The 19,249-nt window shown below is 72.8% G+C and carries 24 protein-coding genes and 1 pseudogene; 7 read left to right on the top strand and 18 right to left on the bottom strand.

From position 1 onward, the window contains the following. Positions 1 to 208 precede the first annotated feature (208 nt). The 3 genes from IF20_RS02695 to IF20_RS02685 all read left to right on the top strand — a co-directional run bounded on the left by IF20_RS02695 (position 209) and on the right by IF20_RS02685 (position 2,581). Positions 209 to 880 (top strand): HAD family hydrolase, encoded by a 672-nt coding sequence (locus tag IF20_RS02695; protein ID WP_052863235.1) that lies wholly within the window; start codon positions 209 to 211, stop codon positions 878 to 880. A gap of 131 nt (positions 881 to 1,011) precedes the next feature. After that, positions 1,012 to 1,311: a hypothetical protein gene (locus IF20_RS02690; protein ID WP_052863234.1), complete on the top strand. Its 300-nt coding sequence runs from the start codon at positions 1,012 to 1,014 to the stop codon at positions 1,309 to 1,311. A gap of 4 nt (positions 1,312 to 1,315) precedes the next feature. Beyond that, positions 1,316 to 2,581, top strand: a complete 1,266-nt coding sequence (locus IF20_RS02685) for a cytochrome P450 (RefSeq protein ID WP_234426456.1) — start codon at positions 1,316 to 1,318, stop codon at positions 2,579 to 2,581. A 36-nt stretch (positions 2,582 to 2,617) separates the two neighbouring features. Here the strand turns inward: IF20_RS02685 and ligD are convergent, their stop codons facing one another. From ligD to IF20_RS02665, 4 genes are all read right to left on the bottom strand, one after another. Continuing rightward, on the bottom strand, positions 2,618 to 3,631 hold the full coding sequence (gene ligD, locus IF20_RS02680) for a non-homologous end-joining DNA ligase (protein WP_052863501.1): 1,014 nt from the start codon (positions 3,629 to 3,631) through the stop codon (positions 2,618 to 2,620). Positions 3,632 to 3,633: 2 nt separating this feature from the next. After that, positions 3,634 to 4,302 carry a DNA polymerase ligase N-terminal domain-containing protein gene (locus tag IF20_RS02675; RefSeq protein ID WP_052863233.1) on the bottom strand — a complete coding sequence of 223 codons (669 nt, stop codon included), beginning with the start codon at positions 4,300 to 4,302 and terminating at the stop codon, positions 3,634 to 3,636. A gap of 100 nt (positions 4,303 to 4,402) precedes the next feature. Then, entirely contained in the window at positions 4,403 to 4,819 is a 417-nt protein-coding gene (locus IF20_RS02670; protein ID WP_052863232.1) for a VOC family protein, read from the bottom strand. A 335-nt stretch (positions 4,820 to 5,154) separates the two neighbouring features. Next, entirely contained in the window at positions 5,155 to 5,595 is a 441-nt protein-coding gene (locus IF20_RS02665; protein ID WP_052863231.1) for an SPW repeat protein, read from the bottom strand. Between the two features lie 223 nt (positions 5,596 to 5,818). On the opposite strand from IF20_RS02665, the gene IF20_RS02660 reads away from it, so the two are divergent. After that, positions 5,819 to 6,376, top strand: a complete 558-nt coding sequence (locus IF20_RS02660) for a hemerythrin domain-containing protein (RefSeq protein ID WP_052863230.1) — start codon at positions 5,819 to 5,821, stop codon at positions 6,374 to 6,376. A gap of 143 nt (positions 6,377 to 6,519) precedes the next feature. Here the strand turns inward: IF20_RS02660 and IF20_RS02655 are convergent, their stop codons facing one another. The 10 genes and pseudogenes from IF20_RS02655 to IF20_RS02610 form a co-directional block, all read right to left on the bottom strand. Next, a complete protein-coding gene (locus tag IF20_RS02655; protein ID WP_052863229.1) occupies positions 6,520 to 6,804 on the bottom strand; it encodes a gas vesicle protein K in 285 nt (94 codons plus the stop codon). A 98-nt stretch (positions 6,805 to 6,902) separates the two neighbouring features. Continuing rightward, positions 6,903 to 7,079 (bottom strand): annotated as a pseudogene (locus tag IF20_RS40855) (gas vesicle protein); the annotation flags it as partial. Continuing rightward, entirely contained in the window at positions 7,076 to 7,945 is an 870-nt protein-coding gene (locus tag IF20_RS02645) for a GvpL/GvpF family gas vesicle protein (protein ID WP_234426455.1), read from the bottom strand. The pseudogene IF20_RS40855 and the gene IF20_RS02645, both read right to left, overlap by 4 nt. Further along, positions 7,942 to 8,298, bottom strand: coding sequence for a gas vesicle protein GvpJ (gene gvpJ, locus IF20_RS02640; protein ID WP_052863227.1), 357 nt, complete (start codon positions 8,296 to 8,298; stop codon positions 7,942 to 7,944). The genes IF20_RS02645 and gvpJ overlap by 4 nt, the downstream gene beginning before the upstream one ends. 11 nt (positions 8,299 to 8,309) lie before the next feature. Then, positions 8,310 to 9,560 (bottom strand): SRPBCC family protein, encoded by a 1,251-nt coding sequence (locus IF20_RS02635; protein WP_052863226.1) that lies wholly within the window; start codon positions 9,558 to 9,560, stop codon positions 8,310 to 8,312. Beyond that, the gene (locus tag IF20_RS02630; protein WP_052863225.1) at positions 9,553 to 10,242 is read right to left on the bottom strand and encodes a hypothetical protein; all 690 of its coding nucleotides are present in this window, start codon (positions 10,240 to 10,242) and stop codon (positions 9,553 to 9,555) included. The genes IF20_RS02635 and IF20_RS02630 overlap by 8 nt, the downstream gene beginning before the upstream one ends. Before the next feature lie 75 nt (positions 10,243 to 10,317). Further along, complete coding sequence (locus tag IF20_RS02625; protein ID WP_052863224.1) at positions 10,318 to 10,587, bottom strand: gas vesicle protein GvpG; 270 nt, start codon at positions 10,585 to 10,587, stop codon at positions 10,318 to 10,320. Beyond that, a complete protein-coding gene (locus IF20_RS02620; protein WP_052863223.1) occupies positions 10,587 to 11,366 on the bottom strand; it encodes a GvpL/GvpF family gas vesicle protein in 780 nt (259 codons plus the stop codon). Before IF20_RS02620 ends, IF20_RS02625 begins: the two co-directional genes overlap by 1 nt. Continuing rightward, the gene (locus IF20_RS02615; RefSeq protein ID WP_052863222.1) at positions 11,366 to 11,824 is read right to left on the bottom strand and encodes a gas vesicle structural protein GvpA; all 459 of its coding nucleotides are present in this window, start codon (positions 11,822 to 11,824) and stop codon (positions 11,366 to 11,368) included. The genes IF20_RS02620 and IF20_RS02615 overlap by 1 nt, the downstream gene beginning before the upstream one ends. A 1-nt stretch (position 11,825) precedes the next feature. After that, positions 11,826 to 12,134 carry a gas vesicle protein GvpO gene (locus IF20_RS02610; RefSeq protein WP_052863221.1) on the bottom strand — a complete coding sequence of 103 codons (309 nt, stop codon included), beginning with the start codon at positions 12,132 to 12,134 and terminating at the stop codon, positions 11,826 to 11,828. A 250-nt stretch (positions 12,135 to 12,384) separates the two neighbouring features. On the opposite strand from IF20_RS02610, the gene IF20_RS02605 reads away from it, so the two are divergent. Then, positions 12,385 to 13,305 (top strand): SDR family oxidoreductase, encoded by a 921-nt coding sequence (locus tag IF20_RS02605; RefSeq protein WP_052863220.1) that lies wholly within the window; start codon positions 12,385 to 12,387, stop codon positions 13,303 to 13,305. Between the two features lie 18 nt (positions 13,306 to 13,323). Here the strand turns inward: IF20_RS02605 and ku are convergent, their stop codons facing one another. The 4 genes from ku to IF20_RS02585 all read right to left on the bottom strand — a co-directional run bounded on the left by ku (position 13,324) and on the right by IF20_RS02585 (position 17,781). Next, positions 13,324 to 14,304, bottom strand: coding sequence for a non-homologous end joining protein Ku (gene ku, locus IF20_RS02600; RefSeq protein ID WP_052863219.1), 981 nt, complete (start codon positions 14,302 to 14,304; stop codon positions 13,324 to 13,326). Between the two features lie 208 nt (positions 14,305 to 14,512). Continuing rightward, positions 14,513 to 14,926: a DUF2795 domain-containing protein gene (locus IF20_RS02595; RefSeq protein ID WP_052863218.1), complete on the bottom strand. Its 414-nt coding sequence runs from the start codon at positions 14,924 to 14,926 to the stop codon at positions 14,513 to 14,515. A 189-nt stretch (positions 14,927 to 15,115) separates the two neighbouring features. Then, complete coding sequence (locus IF20_RS02590) at positions 15,116 to 16,156, bottom strand: SDR family oxidoreductase (protein ID WP_052863217.1); 1,041 nt, start codon at positions 16,154 to 16,156, stop codon at positions 15,116 to 15,118. A gap of 80 nt (positions 16,157 to 16,236) precedes the next feature. Continuing rightward, on the bottom strand, positions 16,237 to 17,781 hold the full coding sequence (locus IF20_RS02585) for an FAD-dependent oxidoreductase (RefSeq protein ID WP_052863216.1): 1,545 nt from the start codon (positions 17,779 to 17,781) through the stop codon (positions 16,237 to 16,239). Between the two features lie 169 nt (positions 17,782 to 17,950). On the opposite strand from IF20_RS02585, the gene IF20_RS02580 reads away from it, so the two are divergent. Further along, on the top strand, positions 17,951 to 18,346 hold the full coding sequence (locus IF20_RS02580) for a DUF2267 domain-containing protein (protein ID WP_052863215.1): 396 nt from the start codon (positions 17,951 to 17,953) through the stop codon (positions 18,344 to 18,346). A 301-nt stretch (positions 18,347 to 18,647) separates the two neighbouring features. Beyond that, complete coding sequence (locus IF20_RS02575; RefSeq protein ID WP_052863214.1) at positions 18,648 to 19,205, top strand: hemerythrin domain-containing protein; 558 nt, start codon at positions 18,648 to 18,650, stop codon at positions 19,203 to 19,205. Positions 19,206 to 19,249: the final 44 nt, after the last annotated feature.

Here is a 19,249-nt window from a genome sequence, read left to right as displayed (position 1 = left end):
ACCACCAGGGCGGCACGCCGCGACCCGCGCCGTGCCGCCCATCCCGATCCCGAGGTGGTCCGCCCAGCGGTAGGCCACTGCGGCCGGCCCCCTTGCCGTACTCCGCCTCACCCGTTCGGACGGTGCGGGTCGGCGGGGCGGCGGAGGCGTGGTCACGCTGTGACGGGTACGCGGGTACTGCGTAGGTCCCGGACGGAAAGGCACACCCATGGCACGCGCCGCACTCTTCGACGTCGACGGCACGCTCGCGGACACCAACCACCTGCACGTCACCGCCTGGTGGGAGGCGTTCCGGCAGCGTGGCCACCACGTGGCGATGACCGACATCCACCACGCCCTCGGACGCCCGTCGAGCGACCTGATCGGCCACGTACTGGGGGAGGACCGCGACACGAGCCGGGACGCGGACATCAGCGCCGCGCACAAGACGCTGTACGGGACGTACTTCGACCGGCTGCCCGCACTGCCGGGCGCCGGCGACCTGCTGCGCGCCCTCGCCGAGCGTGGCTGGCGCAACATCCTGGTCACCTCGGCGGGCGGATACGAGCTGGGCGCGCTGCGCCGGGCCATCGACGCCGACGACGCCATCACGGACACCGCGAGCGCCGACGACGTGAGCGAGGGCAAGCCCGCGCCGGAGCCCGTGGAGTACGCCCGGGAGCTGGCCGGCGTGCCCGCCGAGCAGGCCGTGTTCGTGGGGGACTCGGTCTACGACATGCAGGCCGCGACCCGCGCGGGCGTCCGCGCCATCGCCCTGCTCTGCGGCGGCATCCCGCGCGCCGACCTGGTGGAGGCCGGCGCTTCGGAGGTCTACGCCGACCCCGCCGAACTGCTGGACCGGCTGGACGACAGCCTCCTCGCCGAGGTGACGGACGGGTAGGCCGAGGTGACGGACGGGGAGAGGGGCCGGCGGAAGGCCTCGTGATGCCGGATATGACGTGGCCCACCATCATGAGTTGAGGCCCGCACGGCGGGCACCCGGACGGTCCCGCAAGGACGGAACGGAGTGTTATGACGCGGAAGAATGAACACGACGAGAACGGCTCCAGCGCAGCGAAGGGAGCGGGCCGGGGCGATCCCCGGGACCGCGACACCGCGGCGAAGGAAGTGCTGGCCGAGTTCGAGGACGCCGAGACCCGGGTGGCGGAGCCCGAGGAGGAGCGGCACGTCGTCGGCGAGAGCGGCGACCCGCTGACCACCAGCCTGGACGCGCAGGAGGACGTCGACGAGGACGCCCGTGCCGAGGCCGGCACCCGGCGCGCCCCGGAGCGGCCCGAGCACACCCGGCCCCCGCGCGCGGAGGAGGACTGAAGCCGTGGCAGCGCCCCTGTCCGCCCTGTCTGGCCTGTCTGGCCTCTCCGACAGCACCCTGCCGCTCCTGCTGGAGGGGTATGCCTGGCTGCCGGACCGGCGGCGCCGCAACGGCGGCGCGCCGGTCCGCACCCGGCTGCTGGGCAAGCCGGCGATCGCCCTGCACGGCCGCGACGCCGTGCGGTTCTTCTACGACGAGAGCCACATCCACCGGCGCGACGCACTGCCGGGACCGGTGCTCGACACACTCTTCGGCCGCGGTGCCGTGCACACGCTCGACGGCGAGCAGCACCGCGTACGCAAGGCCCTCTTCGTCCACCTCCTGAAGGACCGGGAGTCCATCACCGACCTGACCGAGCGCGCGGCCGCCGAGTGGGAGCGCGCCCGCGCCGACTGGTCGGGACGGACCCAGGTCGTCCTCTTCGACGCGTTCGCGCTGCTCCTCGCCCGTACGGTCTGCGAGTGGGCGGGCATCGCGCTCGACGACGCGGAGGCCCGGGAGACGGCGGACGACCTCGTCACCATGGTGGACGGCTTCGCGACACCGGGGCCGCGCCACTGGCGGGCCCGCCGCGCCCGCCGCCGCCAGGAGGAACGGCTGGCCCGCCGCATCGAGGACATCCGGCGCACCGGCCCCACCGAGCACGCCGCGCCGACCGGCGCGGCGCTGGCGGAGGTGGCCCGGCACCACGAGGCCGACGGCTCCCCGCTGGACGCGCACACGGCCGCAGTGGAGATCCTCAACGTCATCCGGCCCACCGTCGCGGTCGCCTGGTTCCTGATGTACGCGGCGCACGCGCTGCACCGCTGGCCGGAGCACCGCGCGCCGCTCGCCAAGGGCGACAGCACGTACGCCCGGGCCTTCGCGCACGAGGTACGGCGCTTCTACCCCTTCGTGCCGTTCCTCGGCGGCCTGGCGGCCCGCGACCTGGACTGGCAGGGCGAGACCGTCGACGCCGGCACGATGGTGCTGCTCGACGTCTACGGGTACCTGCACGATCCCGAGCTGTGGCCGCGCCCGTACACCTTCGACCCGACGCGCTTCACGGACGCCGAGCCGGGGCGCGACGACCTCATCCCGCAGGGCGGCGGCGAGGTCTCCGGCGGACACCGCTGCCCGGGCGAGGACATCGTGCTCGCTCTCCTCCAGACGCTCGTCCCGCTGCTGGCCCGGCTGGAGTACCGGGTACCGGAGCAGGACCTGAGCATCCCGCTGCACCGGGTCCCCTCCATGGTCGGCGAGGGCTTCGCCGTCACCGACGTGCACTGAGCACGGATCGGCGGGGCGCACGGCCCCGGGCGGGCTTCACGCCGCCCGGGGCTCCTCGCGTACCACCTCGGCGGGCTGCTTGTCGTCCCGTAGGCCGAGGAAGCGGGGGTGGCGGAGCATGCCGTCCCGGGTCCACTCGGTGAAGCCCACCTCGGCGACCAGCTCGGGGCGCACCCAGTGCGCGCCGCGCTCCCGTACCGGGTCCCCGAAGGGCGAGCGGGTCTGCTCGCGCTCGTCCAGGAGGCCACGGATGCGGTGCAGCGTCGTCCGGTCGTAGCCGGTGCCGACCTTGCCGGCGTACCGCAGTGTCCCGTTCGCGTGGTAGCCGAGCAGCAGGGCCCCGAAGCCGACGCGGCTGCCGGCCGGCTCGGTCCAGCCGCCGATGACGAACTCCTGGCCGCGGGCGCACTTCAGTTTCAGCCAGTCGCCGGAGCGGCGCGGCACGTACGGCCCGTCGGCGCGCTTGGCGATCAGGCCCTCCCAGCCGCGCTCACAGGCGTCGGCCAGCTCCGCCGGGCCGCCCTGGTTCCGGTGCGGGGTGAAGCGCAGCGGGGAGACGAAGCGCAGGGCGCGGCGGAGCAGCGACTTGCGGGTGCGCAGCGGCAGCCGGGTGAGGTCCTGGCCGTCCAGTCGCAGCAGGTCGAAGACGTAGTACGTGACCGCCACCGAGCTGGCGCGGGCCTGTTCGGGGTCGGTGATGCCCATCCGCTGCTGGAGGCGGGAGAACTCGGTACGGCCGCCGGAGAAGGCGACGACCTCGCCGTCCACCACGAAGTCCCGGCAGCCCTGCGCCGCCAGCGCGTCGACGATCTCCGGATACGTGCCGGCCATCGAGCGGCCGGTGCGGGACAGCAGCGTGGCGTGGTCGCCGTCGCGTACGGCCAGCGCCCGGACCCCGTCGAGCTTGCGCTCGAAGATCCAGTCCCGGTCGAAGTCCCTGCGGTCGGTCAGGACCGCGAGCATGGGGTGGGCTGCCAGCTCCGCGCCCGAGGGCGCGTCGGCCAGCAGCCGTCGTTGTGCGCCGGGCAGTGACTCCAGGAGGCCCGCCACGGTCACTTCCCCTTCCGCCCTGCGCCCTTGCCGGCCCCGGAGTCCTCGGTGCCCTCGTCGGCCGCGACCTGTCCGAGCGTCCGGCCGCTGCGCGCCGACTTGGCCCGGCGCGGGTCCGGGGCGCCGCGCTGCCCGGCCCGCTCGTCGTTCTCCTTCACCAGCAGCCAGGACTCCCGGCCCTCGTTCTCGGCGGTGCGGAAGCGGGTCAGCGCGTAGCCGCCGTGCAGCTTGTCGCCGTCCATCCAGAACGTCACGTGCCCGTGCTCCAGCCGCTCCGCGAAGGTCGCGTCGCGGTCCTTGCGCTTCTTCGGGGGCAGCGGGCGGTACGTGCCCTGGTCCCACACGATGACCGTGCCGCCGCCGTACTCGCCCTTCGGGATCACCCCTTCGAACTCCCGGTACTCCATCGGGTGGTCCTCCGTGGGCATGGCCAGCCGCTTGTCGTGCGGGTCGGTGGACGGGCCCTTCGGCACCGACCAGGACTTCAGGACGCCGTCCACCTCCAGCCGGAAGTCGAAGTGCATGGTGGAGGCGTCGTGGATCTGCACGACGAAGACCGGATCGGCGCCGTCGGCGGGCGGCGCGCCGGAGGCCTGCCGCCCCTGCGGCTCACGGGTCCGCTCGAAGTCGCGCTTGCTCTGATACGTCGTGAGGCCTCGCTCGCCCTTCACGGCAACCCCTTTCCTGCCGATGGCCGCTGGTGTCACTCTCGCGCACCGGCACGTACGGCGCATGCGGGAGCGTGCCGGGCGGTACTGCCGTGGCCGGTGGTCACATGGAGCGCAGCACGAAGGGATGGCCCGCGGGGTCCGAGAAGAAGCGCAGCTCCTCCATGCCCTCCTTGCGCGGGGTCTCCATCGGCCGCCCGCCGTAGTCGATCACCTGGCGCTCCACGTCGTCCATGCGGTCCCGCGGCACCAGCAGGTGCAGATGGGCCTGCTGGGAGTCGTCGGGCCGGGGCCATGAGGGCGGGGCCGCGCCGTGGTCCCGCCGGAACGCGATCCGCGTGCCGTGGCGGCCGGTGATCTCGATGAGCTCGACGCCCATCTCCGACGGCAGCTCGGCGCCTATGAGCTTCGCGTAGAACTCCGCCACCGGCTCGGGCTCCGCACAGTCCAGCACCACCACCGCGGCCTCCACGTAGACGAAGGCTTCGTCGAAGAGGCCGGTGTCCGCGTTCTCTGCCATCACCTGTGTCTCCCGTTCCGGGCCGTCCGGCGGTGCCGCCCGCCGGAGTGGGCCGCCCGGCCGTCGCCGGGTGGTGCCGGTCCGGGTATCCGTACGCCGCCGCTTCATGCACCGGGCGGGACCGGGAGGGGTACGGGGGAGTGGGGGCGGCCGAGGGGCGCGTGCGTCGGCCGGTCCGCGGGCGGACCGGCCGACCTGTCGGTGTTCGGCTGTCTTCGGCTGTCGAAGTGCTTCTCGATGTGCTTCTCGATGTGCTTGTCGGTGTGCTTGTCGGTGGGCTTGTCGATGTGTTTCCTTTCGTCGTTCCACCGTCCGCCACGGTGTTCCGCCGTCCGCTACGGTCGCTTGCCGACCTTTGCGGCAGCGCCCGCACACGCCATCCCGAGCAGCACGGTCAGGGCGCCGACGACGACGTTGTTCCAGACGACTCCCGCGTCGGGGCTGCTGCCGACGATCCACGGCGAGATGATCAGCCAGGCGCCGATGGCGGACATGGCCCAGCTCATGCCGTACATCCGCTCCGGTGTGACGGTGAAGCCCAGCGCCAGCAGGCCGATCGCGATGCCCAGGATGAGGTTGTGGGTCACAAGGGCGGGCTGGCTCGCGGTGAAGTGGAGTGTCCAGGGCGAGATGGCGCAGTACAGACCGACGAGGAAGACCGGTCCGTCCACGAGCGCCACATCGCGACCGCCGAGCATGCGGGCGTACCGGTCCCGCATCTCGGGAACATCAGGGTGACTGGCGATATCGCCTCTGGTGTGTGAGACGTCTGCCATCAGACTCGTCTCCTTCGAACTCTGCGGCCCTGTCTCCTGGAGTGGCAGGCGCCGCTAGAGCTATCTTGCGCTTATTTCGCCCTTATGTGTAGCGGAGGGCGGTAAATCCGATTCCGGCCCCACCACCGGCTCGCGGTGCGGCCGGTTCCGGTCGTCTCGGGCGGTGGCGGCCGGGGTACTCGTCCGCCGTCCCGCACGACGAGACGAGAGGGGCCCGCACGACATGGCCGAGAAGCAGAAGAACGTCGTGGAGCTGCTCGAGCAGCAGCACCAGCAGATCCGCCGCCTCCTGGACGACGTCGTGAACAGCAAGGGCGAGGAGCGCAAGGCCGCCTTCCACCGCGTCGTACGTCTGCTGGCGGTGCACGAGACGGCAGAGGAAGAGGTCGTCCACCCCTACATCCGCGACCACGTCGAGGGCGGCGAGAAGGTGGTCGACGACCGGTTGAAGGAGGAGAAGAGCGCCAAGGAGACGCTCAGCAGGCTGGAGGACATGGATACCGAGTCGCAGGAGTTCGTCGACCTCTTCAAGCAGCTCCAGCGGGCCGTGCTGGAGCACGCCAAGGCGGAGGAGAAGAACGAGTTCACCCACCTGCGCGCGGTCTCCGACCAGCGGGCGATGCGGGGGCTGGCCATAGCGGTCGAGGCCGCCGAGGCAGTGGCGCCCACGCACCCGCACCCGGGCACCGAGACCGGGCTGAAGAGCGCGGTCGCGACCCCGTTCGCGTCCGTGGTGGACCGCACCAAGGACGCCATACGCGCCGCCATGGGCAAGGGCTGACCGGCCGGCCTGCCGTGACGGCCGGTTCATCGGGCCGGTGAACGCACAGACGGCCCCGCCTCAGCGGCGGGGCCGTCGGTCCGTGGCGTCGGCACCCGGCACGCCCGACCCACGGAGCTTTCCGGCCAACGGCTACCGGGTCGCTACCCGTCCCCCTCCCTCGGGAGCAGGGAACCCAGCGGCCCCAGATCGAGATTGAGCTCGTCGCGCCCCACGTCGTACCGCGTGCACAGCTCGTCCATCCGGCGCTCCAGCAGCATCAGCGTCATGCCGATGCGCTCCTCCTGGTCCTCGGACAGATCGCCCTGATCGACCCGGCGCAGCGCCTGCCGCTCCATGAGCTGGTGCAGCAGCTCCACGACGGTCAGCACCAGCCGTACGAGATCCCGCTCGACGCTCTCCTCGTCCAGCTCCACCCGCCTGGTCATGGCCGCACCGCCTCCTCGACCCGCACCGTGGCGGCGGCCCGCGACGGCCCCGTCACCCGCAGCGGATCCGCCGCCGGCTCCTCCGGGGCGAGCCCGGCGAACGGCGACGGCACGTTCTCGTTGACCGAGCTGATCAGGGCGCGCAGGTCCACCCGTACCAGGTCCACGTCCGCGATGCGCAGCGTCAGGTCCCCGGCGATCACCACGCCGCCGGCCAGCAGCCGGTCCAGCAGATCGACCAGTGTCACCTGAGCGCTGGAGAGCGGGGTGCTCATGGTGCCTCCTCCGGCAGATCGGTGAAGGAGTACGGCGCCCAGGGGCCGGTCAGCTCGATCCGCAGGGCGGGGGAGCGGGCCGCCAGCTCCCCGACCCGCTCGGCGAACTCCCCGGCCTGCTCACGGCGGACCAGATAGGCGCCGTTCAGCACGTTCGGGCCGCGGGTCACGGCGGCGCGGGTCCCCGTGGGGGCGTGGCCGTCGGCGTCGGCGGCGCCGGACGCGGCGACGGCCTCGGCCAGCTTCGGGTCCTGCGGGCGGTGCAGCCGACTCTCCTCGGCGGCCTGCGTCAGCGTGTCGTGCACCGCCCGCGCCAGGCCGTCGGACTCCTGCCGCGCGCTGTCCCTGACCTTGCGGTCGCGCAGCCGTCGTCGCAGGAACTCCCGGCCGGACTCCGCGCCGGGCGCCGGCGGCGCGGTGGGCTCGTGCCCCTCCGCCGGCCGCCGTTCCTCCGGAGCACGGGCGTACGCCTTGACGCCCCACTCCAGCCGGCCGTCCAGCCGCGCCAGCAGCCGTTCGAACCGCTCCGCGTTCGCGGTCAGCACGGCCCGGACGGAGTCCTCGTCGCGGTAGACGGTGACCAGCCGCAGCGGCAGCACGCCGACCTCCGCCGCGGCCTCGTCCACGACCCGGCGGTGCGCCCGCGCGGTCGTTTCCAGCCACGCCAGGTCCTCCAGGCGTTCGTGGACCTGGGGCTGGTCGAACTCGGCCGCCGGCACCGTGGAGACCAGCGCGGCCAGCGGCCCTTCGGTCACGGTGTGCACGGGCGCTTCCCCGATGCCGAGCAGGCCGGCCGGCGGCCGGGCGCCGCTGCGGAGAACGGCGTAGGCGTAGGTCAGCCGGCCGTTGTCGTGAGGCGTGGTCACGGTGCCTCTTCCTTTCCGTCCTCCAGCGCGTCCCGCCGGCCCTCCAGGGCGGCGATGCGCTCGCGCAGCTCGGCGTTCTCCCGAGCCAGGTCCTGCTGCTGCCGGTCCTCCCGGTCCACCTCGCGGCGGCGGGCGCCGGCCGACAGGGACGGGTCGTCCCGCCACCAGTCGATGCCCATCTGTTCGGCACGTTCCACCGACGCCACGATCAGCCGCAGCTTGATGGTCAGGAGTTCGATGTCGAGCAGGTTGACGCGGATGTCACCGACGATCACCACGCCACGGTCCAGGACGCGTTCGAGAATGTCGGCGAGGTTGGCGCCGCCGCCGGCGCCGGTTGCGGGATACGACATGGGGCGCGTGCTCACCTCACCCGTTCCGGCTCGGGTTCGTCCTCGTACTCCTCGTACTCCTCGGCCTCGGCGTCCGCAGCCTCGGCGTCCGCGGCCTCGACGTCCGCGGCCTCGGCGTCCGCGGCCTCGGCGTCCTCGTATGCCTCCGGTTCGTCGGCGTACTCCTCCTCCTCGTCGCCGGCATCCTCGTCGGCGAACTCCTCGTCGTCGTAGGCCTCTTCCGGCTCTTCCGTGTCTTCCGCTTCTTCCGGGGCTGCCGTGTCTTCCGTGTCTGCCGAGTCTTCAGGGCCCTCCGGCTCCACCAGGTCCTCGGAGTCCTCCCGGGCCTCCGGGGCCTCCTGGTCCGCCGACTCCGCGGGCTCCTCCTGCCCGTCCGCTGTCGTGTCGGACGACGCCGGCTCCTGGTCCTCCTCGCGGTCCACCGCGTCCTCGTGCGACTCGACGACCTCGCCGTCGCGGATCTCCCCGCGCCAGCCGCCGGTCGACTCCCCGCGCAGCATCACGAAGCGGCGGAAGTGCTTCAGGTCCAGCCGGGCCCGCCGCCCCTGCGCCCGCCATATGTTGCCGGTCCGCTCGAAGAGGCCCTTCGGGTAGTACTCGATGACCAGCAGGACGCGGGTCAGGTCCGGTGCCAGCTCATGGAAGGTGACGACCCCCTTGAGGGAGGCCTTCGCCCCCTCCGCCGTCCAGGCGATGCGCCGGTCCGGCACCTGCTCGGTGACGGACGCCTGCCAGCTGCGGGTGGACCAGAAGATCTTGGCCCGCCAGTTGGACGTGGTGTCGTCGGCGCGGTCCACGTTCTGCACGCCCTTGGTGAAGGTGCTGAACTCCTGGAACTGCGTCCACTGGTCGTACGCGGTGCGCACCGGCACCCCGACGTCCGTGTCCTCGACGACGGTGACGAACGAGCCCTGTCCGGTGCCCGACTTGGCGCCGCCGCCCACCTTGCGCAGCGTCTCCTGGATCCGCTCCTTCGCGCCGGAAGCGCCGGCGCCGACGGCCGCCCGCAGCGGCCCTTCGCCCTCGGCGATGCGGCGGCCGCCGTCCAGCACCATCCGGCCGAGGCCGGGGCCGTTGCCCTCGGCCATGTCCTGCAGCCGGGTGGTGGCGGCGCCCAGTTTCCGGCCACCGGCGATCAGCAGCCGCTGGGCCTGGGTCGCGGCGAACGCCGAGGCCTCCTCCTTGAGCCGGTCGGTGGCCGGGCTGTTGACGATGGTGTCCTTCAGTCGGGTGGCGGTGCCACCGCGCTTGTCGTCAGCCATCGCTACGCTCCCGGCTCCGGCCGGCCGACGACCGGGCCCCGCCCGACGACCTGGTGCCGGCCCTGCCGCCGGACCCGGTGCCCGTCCTGGCACCGGCCCGGCCCGTGGCCTTCGTACCGGCCCTGCTCGCGGCCTTCGTACCGCTCTTCGTCGCGGTCCGTGCGGGGCGCCGGGCCGCGGTCGCCTTGCCGGCGGCCTGCTTCCCGGCGGCCTGCTTGCGCGGCTTGCGGGCTCGCGGCGCGCGGCTCTCGTCCGGCTCGTCGGCCTCGGTCCCGGCCTCGTCGTCCGCCGTGCGGTCCGCGTCCTCCGGCTCGCGGTCCGCTTCCTCCTCGGCGTCGTCGGCCCGCTGCTTCGGGGCCGTGCCGCCGGCGATCCGGTCCTGCACGCCGAGGGTGCGTTCGTGGAGGCTGTTCGCCAGGCCGTCGATGCGGCGATTGACGAACGCGCCCGCCGCCGCGCGACCCACGCCGCCCAGGTCCTCCCGCAGCTGATCGCGCAGCTCCGCGAGTTGCGGATCCGCCTTCAGCCGTTCGTCGACCAGGCTCAGCAGCCGCTGCGGGTCGAGCTGCAGCCGCCGTCCCAGGACCATGCCGCCGACGCCGAGCGCGAGTTTCATCTTCTTCGTGCGGCCCAGTGCGTATCCTCCGGCGACGGCCAGTGCCAGTGCCGCCCGGTTGTTCATCTCACCCGTCTCCTCATGTCCCCGTTGTCCGTGTCGTGCCTGTCCTTGCGCGGCCGGTGCCTGTGTCGTCCGTCATCACGGCCTCGGCCCCTGCGCTGCCGGCCCCTGCGGGGCCGCTCCGCGCGCCACCGCCAGCCGGTCCAGCAGCTCGTCCTCACGCCGGTCGAACTCCGCCTCGTCGATCTCGCCGTCGTCCAACTGACGGGCCAACTCCCGTAGTTCTTTCTGGACGACCTGAGGGTCGTAGTACTGCCGCTCCGCCTCGGCCACCACCTGGCGCAGCACCCACGCGGTGCCGCGCACGGGGGCGGCGGGCAGCAGCAACACTTCCTTGAGCAGACCCATCAGCCCCGGCCCGACCCTTCCGGAGTGCGCTCCCGGGTCTCCTCGTCCGTGGCCGAGTGGGCCGGGCGGACGAAGCTGTACGGCGGCAGCGGCCCGTTCACCAGCAGCTCCAGGTGCGGCTGCTCCTCGGCGAGGCGGTGCGCCGCCTCCTGGAAGGGCGCGGTCTCCGTGCGCGGCAACAGGAAGGAGAGGTTGACCAGCCAGCCCGAGCCCTCGGGGCCGGGCGCCGACTGCTCCGCCAGCGGTGCCAGGGTCCGTTCGATCGTGTGGGCGTCCTGCACCTCGCGGGCCCGTACGCCGTTGGCCACCAGCTCGCCCAGCCGTACCCGCTCGGGATAGCTGCCGCCGCCGGCGGACTGGAGGGCCTCCGTGAGTCGGCGGACCTCCGGCTCGTCGTCGACGACGAGTCGCAGCACGGCTTCCTCGCGGTGCGCCGCCTTGACGTTGAACTCCACCCGGCCGTCCAGGTCGGCCAGCTGCGTCTTGTAGTGCGTGGCGTGCTCGCCGAGCGCGTCGCGCACCGCGTCGTCGTCCGTCGAGAGCGACCCGAAGCGCAGCGGCAGCACCGCGCCCGCACCGCCCATCTCGGTCAGGACGTGCTGGTGGGCCAGCAGGTCGCGGCGCTTGGGGCGCAGCCCGTCGGGGCAGTCGCTGACCACGGCGGCCAGCTCGCCGGACCGCACGATGCGCACCGGGCAGGGCGGGTCACCGACGCCCAGCACCTGCTGTTCGGGCAGCGGGTGGTCGGCGTGCGCTATGCCGTAGACGTAGGTGGTCATCAGCTCTCCTCCTTCTTGCGGGAGCTGGTGGTGCGCCGGGTGCGGCGCGGGGCCTCCTCGCCGTCGGACGAGGACGAGCCGTTCCGTCCGCCGGCCGCCTCGCGGCCCTGGCCGATGGCGTCGGCGAAGGTCTCGGCGGCGCCGGAGAGGGCGCCCTTGCTCTTGCCGCGTGCGCCGGACTCGGTGATCTCACCCACCAGGTCGGGGAGGCCGGGGTCCTTCTTGGGACCGGACTCCAGGTCGAGCCGGTTGCAGGCCTCCGCGAAGCGCAGGTACGTGTCCACACTCGCGACCACGACACGTACATCGATCTTGAGGATCTCGATGCCGACCAGGGAGACGCGTACGAAGGCGTCGATCACCAGGCCGCGGTCCAGTACGAGTTCGAGGACGTCGTACAGGCCGCTGGAGCCGCCTCCTCCCCGGCCGTTCTCCTGCTGAGCGGGAACCACGGTCATGTCACTGGTTTCCTTTCGCTCGTTCGTAGCGGCCGATGCGCCGGTACCCGATGAGCAGGCCCTCGTGGTCCAGGACCAGCTCGTAGAGCGCCATCAGGCTCATCGTGTCGGGCACCCTGGCCAGCTCCAGCACCTCCGCCTCCAGCAGCCAGCCGTCCTCCGTCTTCTCGAACCGGGTGACGGTCTCCGGCTGCAGGCCGGTGAGCTCGGCGAGCTGGGCGCGCGCCGCGCGCATCAGCTCGGGCAGTGCCGGGCGGCCCGAGGCGGCCCGTCGGTCGCCTTCGTCCGGTGTGTTCGTCGTGTGCGTCATGAGGCCACCCCGATCGGGGTTCTCCGTCCGGGAGCCTCCGCAGGGAAGTCCATGCGGCATCGAGTACCGCTCCGGGGCGAAAGGAAACCCATAGGTCTCGGGTTCCGCTCCGTGTCCCGGGTGACGTCCGGTCGCCGATCTTGCCGGGCGCCCCGATGATGGATTGAGGCCCGTCGGGCGGGGGACCCGTGGAGCAGCCGGAGGGGACGGCTGACCACGGAACACGGTCAACGCGGAACAGGAGGAATCAGTGGCCGCGCAACACCGGGACCACCACGACAACGGCACCACGAGCGGACAGCCGCAGAACCCCAGGGAGAAGCACCCGCAGCCGGACTTCCCGCAGCAGGACCAGGAGCACCCGGGCTGGACCGGGCCGATGGACCCGCCGCCCGACCACGGTGAGGAGTCCTACCGCGGCAGCGGACTGCTCACGGATCGCAAGGCGCTGCTGACCGGCGGCGACTCCGGCATCGGCCGCGCGGTGGCGCTGGCCTTCGCGCGCGAGGGCGCGGACGTGGTCTTCACCCATCTGCCGGAGGAGGCCGACGAAGCGCGGGAGACCGCTCGGCTGGTGGAGGAGGCGGGCCGTACGGCGGTCGCCGTCCCCTGCGACATCCGCGAGGAGTCCGAGTGCCGGCAACTGGTCGAACGGACCGTCGCCGAGTTCGGCCGGATCGACATCCTGGTCAACAACGCGGCGTACCAGATGTCCCAGCCGGACGGCATCCAGGCGATCAGCACCGAGCAGTTCGACCGCGTGCTGCGCACCAACCTGTACGGGATGTTCTGGCTGTCGAAGATGTCGCTGCCGCACATGCCCAAGGGCGGCTCCATCATCAACACCACGTCGGTGCAGGCGTACAAGCCCAGTCCGCACCTGCTGGACTACGCGACGACCAAGGGCGCCATCGTCACCTTCACGCAGGGGCTCGCGCAGATGCTCGCGCCCGACGGCATCCGGGTGAACGCGGTGGCGCCGGGCCCGGTGTGGACGCCGCTGATCCCGGCGACGCTGCCGGACACCGCGGAGTTCGGCAAGCAGTCGCCGCTGGGCCGGCCGGCCCAGCCGGCCGAGATGGCCCCGGCCTATGTGTTCCTCGCGTCCGAGCACGCCGGGTTCATCACCGCGGAGATCGTGAACGCGACCGGCGGTACGCCGCTGCCGTAGCGCTCCGCCGACAACGCGTCAGGAGGCCTTCTTCCGGCGGCTGCTCTTCTTCTTGCCGCCGCCGGAGAGGGCCTCGACGAGTTGGTCCCGGCTCATGGACGAGCGGCCGGGCACGCCGGCGTCGGTGGCCCGGCGGTACAGCTCGGCCTTGGTGAGCCCGTCGAGGTCCTCAGCGCCCGTGCCGGTACCGGTACCGGCGCCGCGCCCGCCGGACTTCCGGCGGTCCTTCGCGCGGTCCACGCTGGCCTGCAGGGCCTCGCGCAGGTCGATGACGTTGGTCGGCTCCGGAGCGGGCTCGGCCTTCTCCACGGTCTCGCCGGTGCGCTTGGCCTCGATGAGCCGGCGCACCTTCTCCTGGTACGTGTCCCGGTACTCCGCCGGCTCCCACTCGACGGTCAGCGCGTCGATCAGCGAAACCGCGGTGTCCAGCTCCTTCTTGTCCGGCTTGGCGCGCCCCGGCACCGTCGGCAGCTCCTTGTGCGGGTCCCGCACCTCGTCGGCCCAGTGCAGCGTGTGCAGGGCCAGGATGTCGTCCTCGGCCTTCACGGCGACGAGGTATTCGCGGTTGCGCATCACGAAGGTGGCGATGCCCGCCTTGTTCGCCCGCGCCAGCGCCTCCCGCAGCAGGCCGTAGACCTTGGCGTACTCCTTGTTCCGCGGCGCGAGGTAGTACGTCTTGTCGAAGTAGATCGGCTCCACGGCGTCGAGGTCGACGAACCCGGTGATCTCCAGCGACTTGGAGCGGCCCGGCGCGATCTCGTCCAGCTCGTCCGGCTCGACGAGCACGTACTCGTCCCCGGTGTCGTAACCCTTGACGATGTCGTCGTACCGGACTTCCTTGCCGGTGCGCTCGTTGACGCGCTTGTTGCGCACCCGGTCGGAGGTGCCGCGCTCCAGCTGATGGAAGTGGACCGTGTGGCTCTCCGTCGCGGTCACCAGTTGTACCGGCAGGGCGACCAGCCCGAACGAGAGCGCACCGGACCAGACCGCGTGTGCCATGTGCCGCCACCTCCTCGCCCCATCGCACCCCGTACGGGCGGCGACCGCACCCCGGCATACGCCGTACGGCGGTCCCGCGGAAGGCGGGGGTTTGGGACTCGCGGGAGTGTGGCACTCGACACCCCTGGCCGAGCGGCCGGCCATTGGGAGATGGGAAAGCGCCGGGCCGGATGGGAGATCCGGCCCGGCGCACTCCTGTCCGGGGGTGTCAGGTCCGCCGCTCCTCGACGCCGAGGCCGAGTGCCCGCGCGATGTCCTGGACGTTGGCGAACTGCTGCCCGCCGGGCAGGTTCTCGGCCCGCGCCAGGACGTTGTCGGGCGCGTTGTTGCCGCGCAGGGAATCCAGCACCGCGGCGCGGTCGGCCGGGTAGATGCTCGGGTCGAGGTGGCGGGCCAGGTCCGAGCGCAGCTCCACGTCGTCCCCGGTCATCCCCGGCGGCGTACCGCCTTCGAGGGTGCCCTCGGGGGAGCGCCGCACCGCGGGCTGGTCCTCGCCCGCCGGCTCGGGCTCGTGCTCCTCCTCCACCCGGATGCCACGATTGGCCCGCAGCTCGCCCTCCAGGCGCTTCTTCACCTCGTCGTCGTGCAGCGGGCTGTCCGGCCCGCTCCCCTTCTCCGCCATGTGTTCCTCCAGAGGTTCGGTGCTGTTGGGCTGCGTGCCGCAGGGAGCGTCCGCGGCGCGCGCACGGTGGCGCGGAGACCTGCCCGCGGCGCTCCCGGAGTGCCCGTCACCGCGGGCCGGGAAACTCGAAACGATCAAGTTCGGCCCAACGGCGCAGCGACCCGGGGAGCGGCCCCGCGTACTGGTCCCTCAGGCGGTTTTCGGCCGTCGTGCCAGCGGCGGTGTGGGCGCGCCGCTCTCCTTCCGCAAGCCGCTGAGCAGCGCGTCGACGGCCTCGGTCGCGGTGCGCTCGGGCCGCCACCCCAGCTCCTCGCGGGCCCGGCGGCAGTCCATCAGCGGCAGCCCCAGAACCGCGTCGAAGAGATGCGGCGAGGCGCGGACCAGCCGCAGTCGCCAGCCGGCGCCGAGCGCGGCGCGGGCCGCCGCCGCGGGCATTCGCACCGTACGAGCCTTCAGCAGCCGGGCGAGGAAGGGCATGTCCACCGGCGGCTCGGCCGCGAGGTTGAACGCGCCGCGCGCCTCGCCGAGGACGGCCAGCCGGTAGGCGCGGGCCGCGTCGTCGGTGTGCAGCACCTGGAAGCGCAGGCCGGGGATGTCCGGCAGGACCGGCAGCAGCCCGGGACGGGCCAGCTTGCCGAGCTGCGCGGGCGTCGCGACACCGCCGAAGATCCGCCGCTGTTCGGACGCGGACTCCTCCTTGAAGAGGAAGCCGGGACGCATCCGGACCACCCGCATGTCGGGGTGGTCGCGCTCGAAGCCGTCCAGGACCCGTTCCAGATACGCCTTCTCGCGGCAGTACGCGGCGTCCGGCCAGCCGTGGGTGGGCCAGTCCTCGGCCACCTTGTGGTCCTTCGGGCCGGGGGAGTAGGCGCCGACGGAGGAGGCGTGAATCAGCGCGGGGACCCCGGCCGTGGCCGCCGCCTCGAAGACCCGCATGCTGCCCAGCACGTTGGTGCGCCAGGTCTCCGGCGGGCGGTGGGTCGGCTGGAAGGCCCACGCCAGGTGCACCACGGCGGACGCGCCGGCGAAGTCGGCGGCGAGGTCGTACCCCTCGTCCGCGATGTCGGCCGCGGTCCAGGTGGTCTTCTCCGGTGCGCTGTGCGGCATGCGGCGCGCGACGCCGTGGACCTCGTCGATCTCCGGGTCCTCGCTCAGCACGCGGACCACGCTGGTACCGACGTTCCCGGTGGCGCCGGTCACCACGACCCGCCGCACGGAAGCACTGCTCATCAGCTGTTTCCTCTCCTGTCGCCGGGGCGCCGGCGAGGCGGACGGACGGCGCCCGTCCTGGGTTCCCCGGGCGCCCGTCGTTACACGTCGCGGCCGAGGTCCAGCTGCTCCAGCGGGTGCAGCGCCGGACCTTGGAGTACGGTGCCCTCCGTGCCGAAGCGGGAGCCGTGGCAGGGGCACTCCCACGCCGTCTCCGCCGCGTTGAAGGCGACCAGACAACCCAGGTGGGTGCAGCGGGCCGAAACCGCCTGCACCGTGCCCTCCTCGTCCCGGTACACCGCGGCGCGCTGCCCGCCGACCCGGACCACCGCGCCGGTGCCCGGCGGGATGTCCGCGACGGAGTCGACGTGCGTGGTACGCAGCCGGTCGCCGATGAAGTGCTTGCCGACCTTCGCCTGGTGGCTGAGGAAGGCGGGCGCCTCGCGGACCGGGCCCCACAGCCGTCGCGGGTCGTACAGCCCGGCCCACGGCGGCGGGTCCCCGGTGATCAGCCCGGTGAGCAGGCTGCCCGCCATCACCCCGCCGCTCAGGCCCCAGCCGCCGAAGCCGGTCGCCACGTAGGTGTGCCGGGCGCCGGGGTGGAAGGGCCCGATCAGCGGCACCGTGTCGGTGGAGTCGTTGTCCTGGGCCGCCCACCGGTAGGCGATCTCCGTGCCGGGGAAGTTCCGCACCGTCCAGTCGGCGAGCTTTTTGAACCGTTCGATGGTGTCGCCCGTACCGGGGGTGAAGGTTTCGCCGGTGACGACCAGCAGCCGCCGGTCCGCGCCGTACGGCGCGGTGCGCACCGAGCGCTTGCCCTCCTCCTCGGTGATGTACATCCCGCCGATGTCCCGGCCGGTCTCGATGGGCGCGGCGACCACCAGCTCCCGGCGTGGGGAGAGCCGGGTGAACAGCAGGGCCCGGTCGAACACCGGGTAGTGGGTGGCGACGACCACCTCGCGGGAGGTCACCGTGGCGCCGGTCTCGGTCGTCACCCGGCAGGGCGAACCTTCGTGCAGCCCCGTGGCGCGCGTGCGCTCGTACACCCCGCCGCCGCGCCGCCGCAGGTCCTCGGCGAGCGCCAGCAGGTACTTGCGGGGGTGGAAGAGGAGCTGGTCCTCGACGCGCACGGCGCCGGCCACGTCGAAGGGCAGCCCGGTCTCGGTGACGTACGAGGCGGGGAGGCCCGCTTCCTGCGCGGCGTCGGCCTCGGCGCGCAGCTGGTCGGTGCCGGCCGGGTCGCGGACGTAGGTGAACGCGGGGAAGCGTTCCAGCTCGCAGTCGATGCCCAGCTCCTGCGCGACCTCGGCGACCCGTTCGACCGCGCCCTGCTGCGAGACGGCGTACTGCAGCGCGCCACCGCTGCCGCGGGTGCGGCGCAGCCGGTCGTAGACCAGGGTGTGCAGCGACGAGAGCTTGGCGGTGGTGTAGCCGGTGACGCCCGCGGCGATCCGGTCCGCTTCGAGGACGACGACGCGCCGGCCGGTTCTCGACAGTTCCCACGCCGTGCAGAGCCCCGCGATGCCACCCCCGATCACCGTCACGTCGGCCTCGGTGTCCTCGGTCAGCGGTGCGTAGGACGTGGTGTCCGCGCTGGCCATCCAGTACGACTCGTCGATGCCCGGTAGGTCTGAAGTGTGGAACATGCGGCAACGGGTGCCCCACCCGGCCGGGACCGAAGCCTGCCGGCCCGGTGATGCGCTCGTACGGAGGGGTGGGGGCCGCCGGGCAGCGGGGCGGCGCGGGCCCGCCGGCCCGGTGTTGCGGGTTCCGCCGGGTGCCGCAGGATGGAGAGGAACGGAGGAGGGCGGCAGCATGGGCGGCGACCTGCTCGCGACGGTGCGGACCGCGGGGCGCTACCGGACCGCGGTGGAGGCCGAGCGGGCGGTCCGGCACGTTCTGGCCGCCTTCGCGGGACAGCTCACCGGCGCCGTGCGCGTCGGGTTCCTGCGCGCCCTGCCGCCCGAGGTCGCGGGGATCGTCGCGGGGGAGATCAGGGACGAGCGGCGCCGGACCGCGTGTGCGTTCGTGGACCGGGTGGCGGCCCGCACGGAGGGCGCCACGCACGCGACCGCGCGCTGGGACGCGAGCACCGTCCTCACCGCTGTCGGCGCCCACCTCGGTGAGGAGCTGCTGCAACGGGTGCTGGCCCAGCTGCCCCGCGGATACGCCCTGCTGTTCGGCCGTGCCGACCTGACGCCCACCGCCTGACCAGTCTCTTCCGCACCACCCCGACCGTGCCGCGGCCGGCTCGTTTTCGTCGGGCGGAGGTTTGGTCCGACCGCGGCATGGGACCCGGACGCCGGGCCATGGGGTCCATGGGGATGGGAGGCGCCGGGCCGGTCACCGTCGAGCCGGCCCGGCGCTCAGCCTGGTAGGAGAAGTGCGCCGTTCGGCCCAATCAATCCTGATCAGTCGAGGTTGCGGCGTTATGGCCCCGAGGTATCGGGAACTCGTCCGATGGCGCCCGGAAGGACCGGTCGCGCCGCTTCCGCGAAAGGTGGCAGCACTCATGGGGCACGGCGGCGACGTCATCCAGGAACTGACCACCGATCACCGAGAGGTGACCGAGCTCTTCGGACGGATCGAGGGCGCGGCGCCTGGTTCGGACGAGCGCAAGCGCCTGGCCGACGAGCTGACGATCGAGCTGGTCCGGCACTCCGTGGCCGAGGAACAGCACCTCTACCCCGCGGTACGCAAGCACCTCCCCGACGGCGACGCGCTCGCCGACGAGGAGATCGCCGACCACAGCCGGGTGGAGCAGCTGCTGAAGGACCTGGAGAAGACCGGGGCCGAGCACCCCGACTTCAGCCATCTGGTCGTCAAGCTCCGGGTCGAGGTCAGCGAGCACGTGCGGGACGAGGAGGGCCGCCTCTTCCCGCAGCTGCGTGACGCCTGCCCACAGGAGGAGCTGGACGCGCTCGGCGAGAAGATCCGCAGCGCGAAGAAGACGGCGCCCACCCGCCCGCACCCGAAGTCCCCCAGCACCCCGCCCGCCAACAAGCTGCTGGCGCCCGGCACGGGGCTGGTGGACCGGGCCCGGGACTTCGTCACCGGACGCGGCAGGTAGCGACGGCCGGGGCCGGTCCGCCGGCCCGCCGCGGCGTCCCGGTA

The sequence above is a fragment of the Streptomyces niger genome, assembly GCF_000718305.1.
Classification (GTDB): Bacteria; Actinomycetota; Actinomycetes; order Streptomycetales; family Streptomycetaceae; genus Streptomyces; species Streptomyces niger.
The sequence above is the reverse complement of the archived record's forward strand: the minus strand, read 5'-3'. Positions and strand labels throughout refer to the sequence as shown.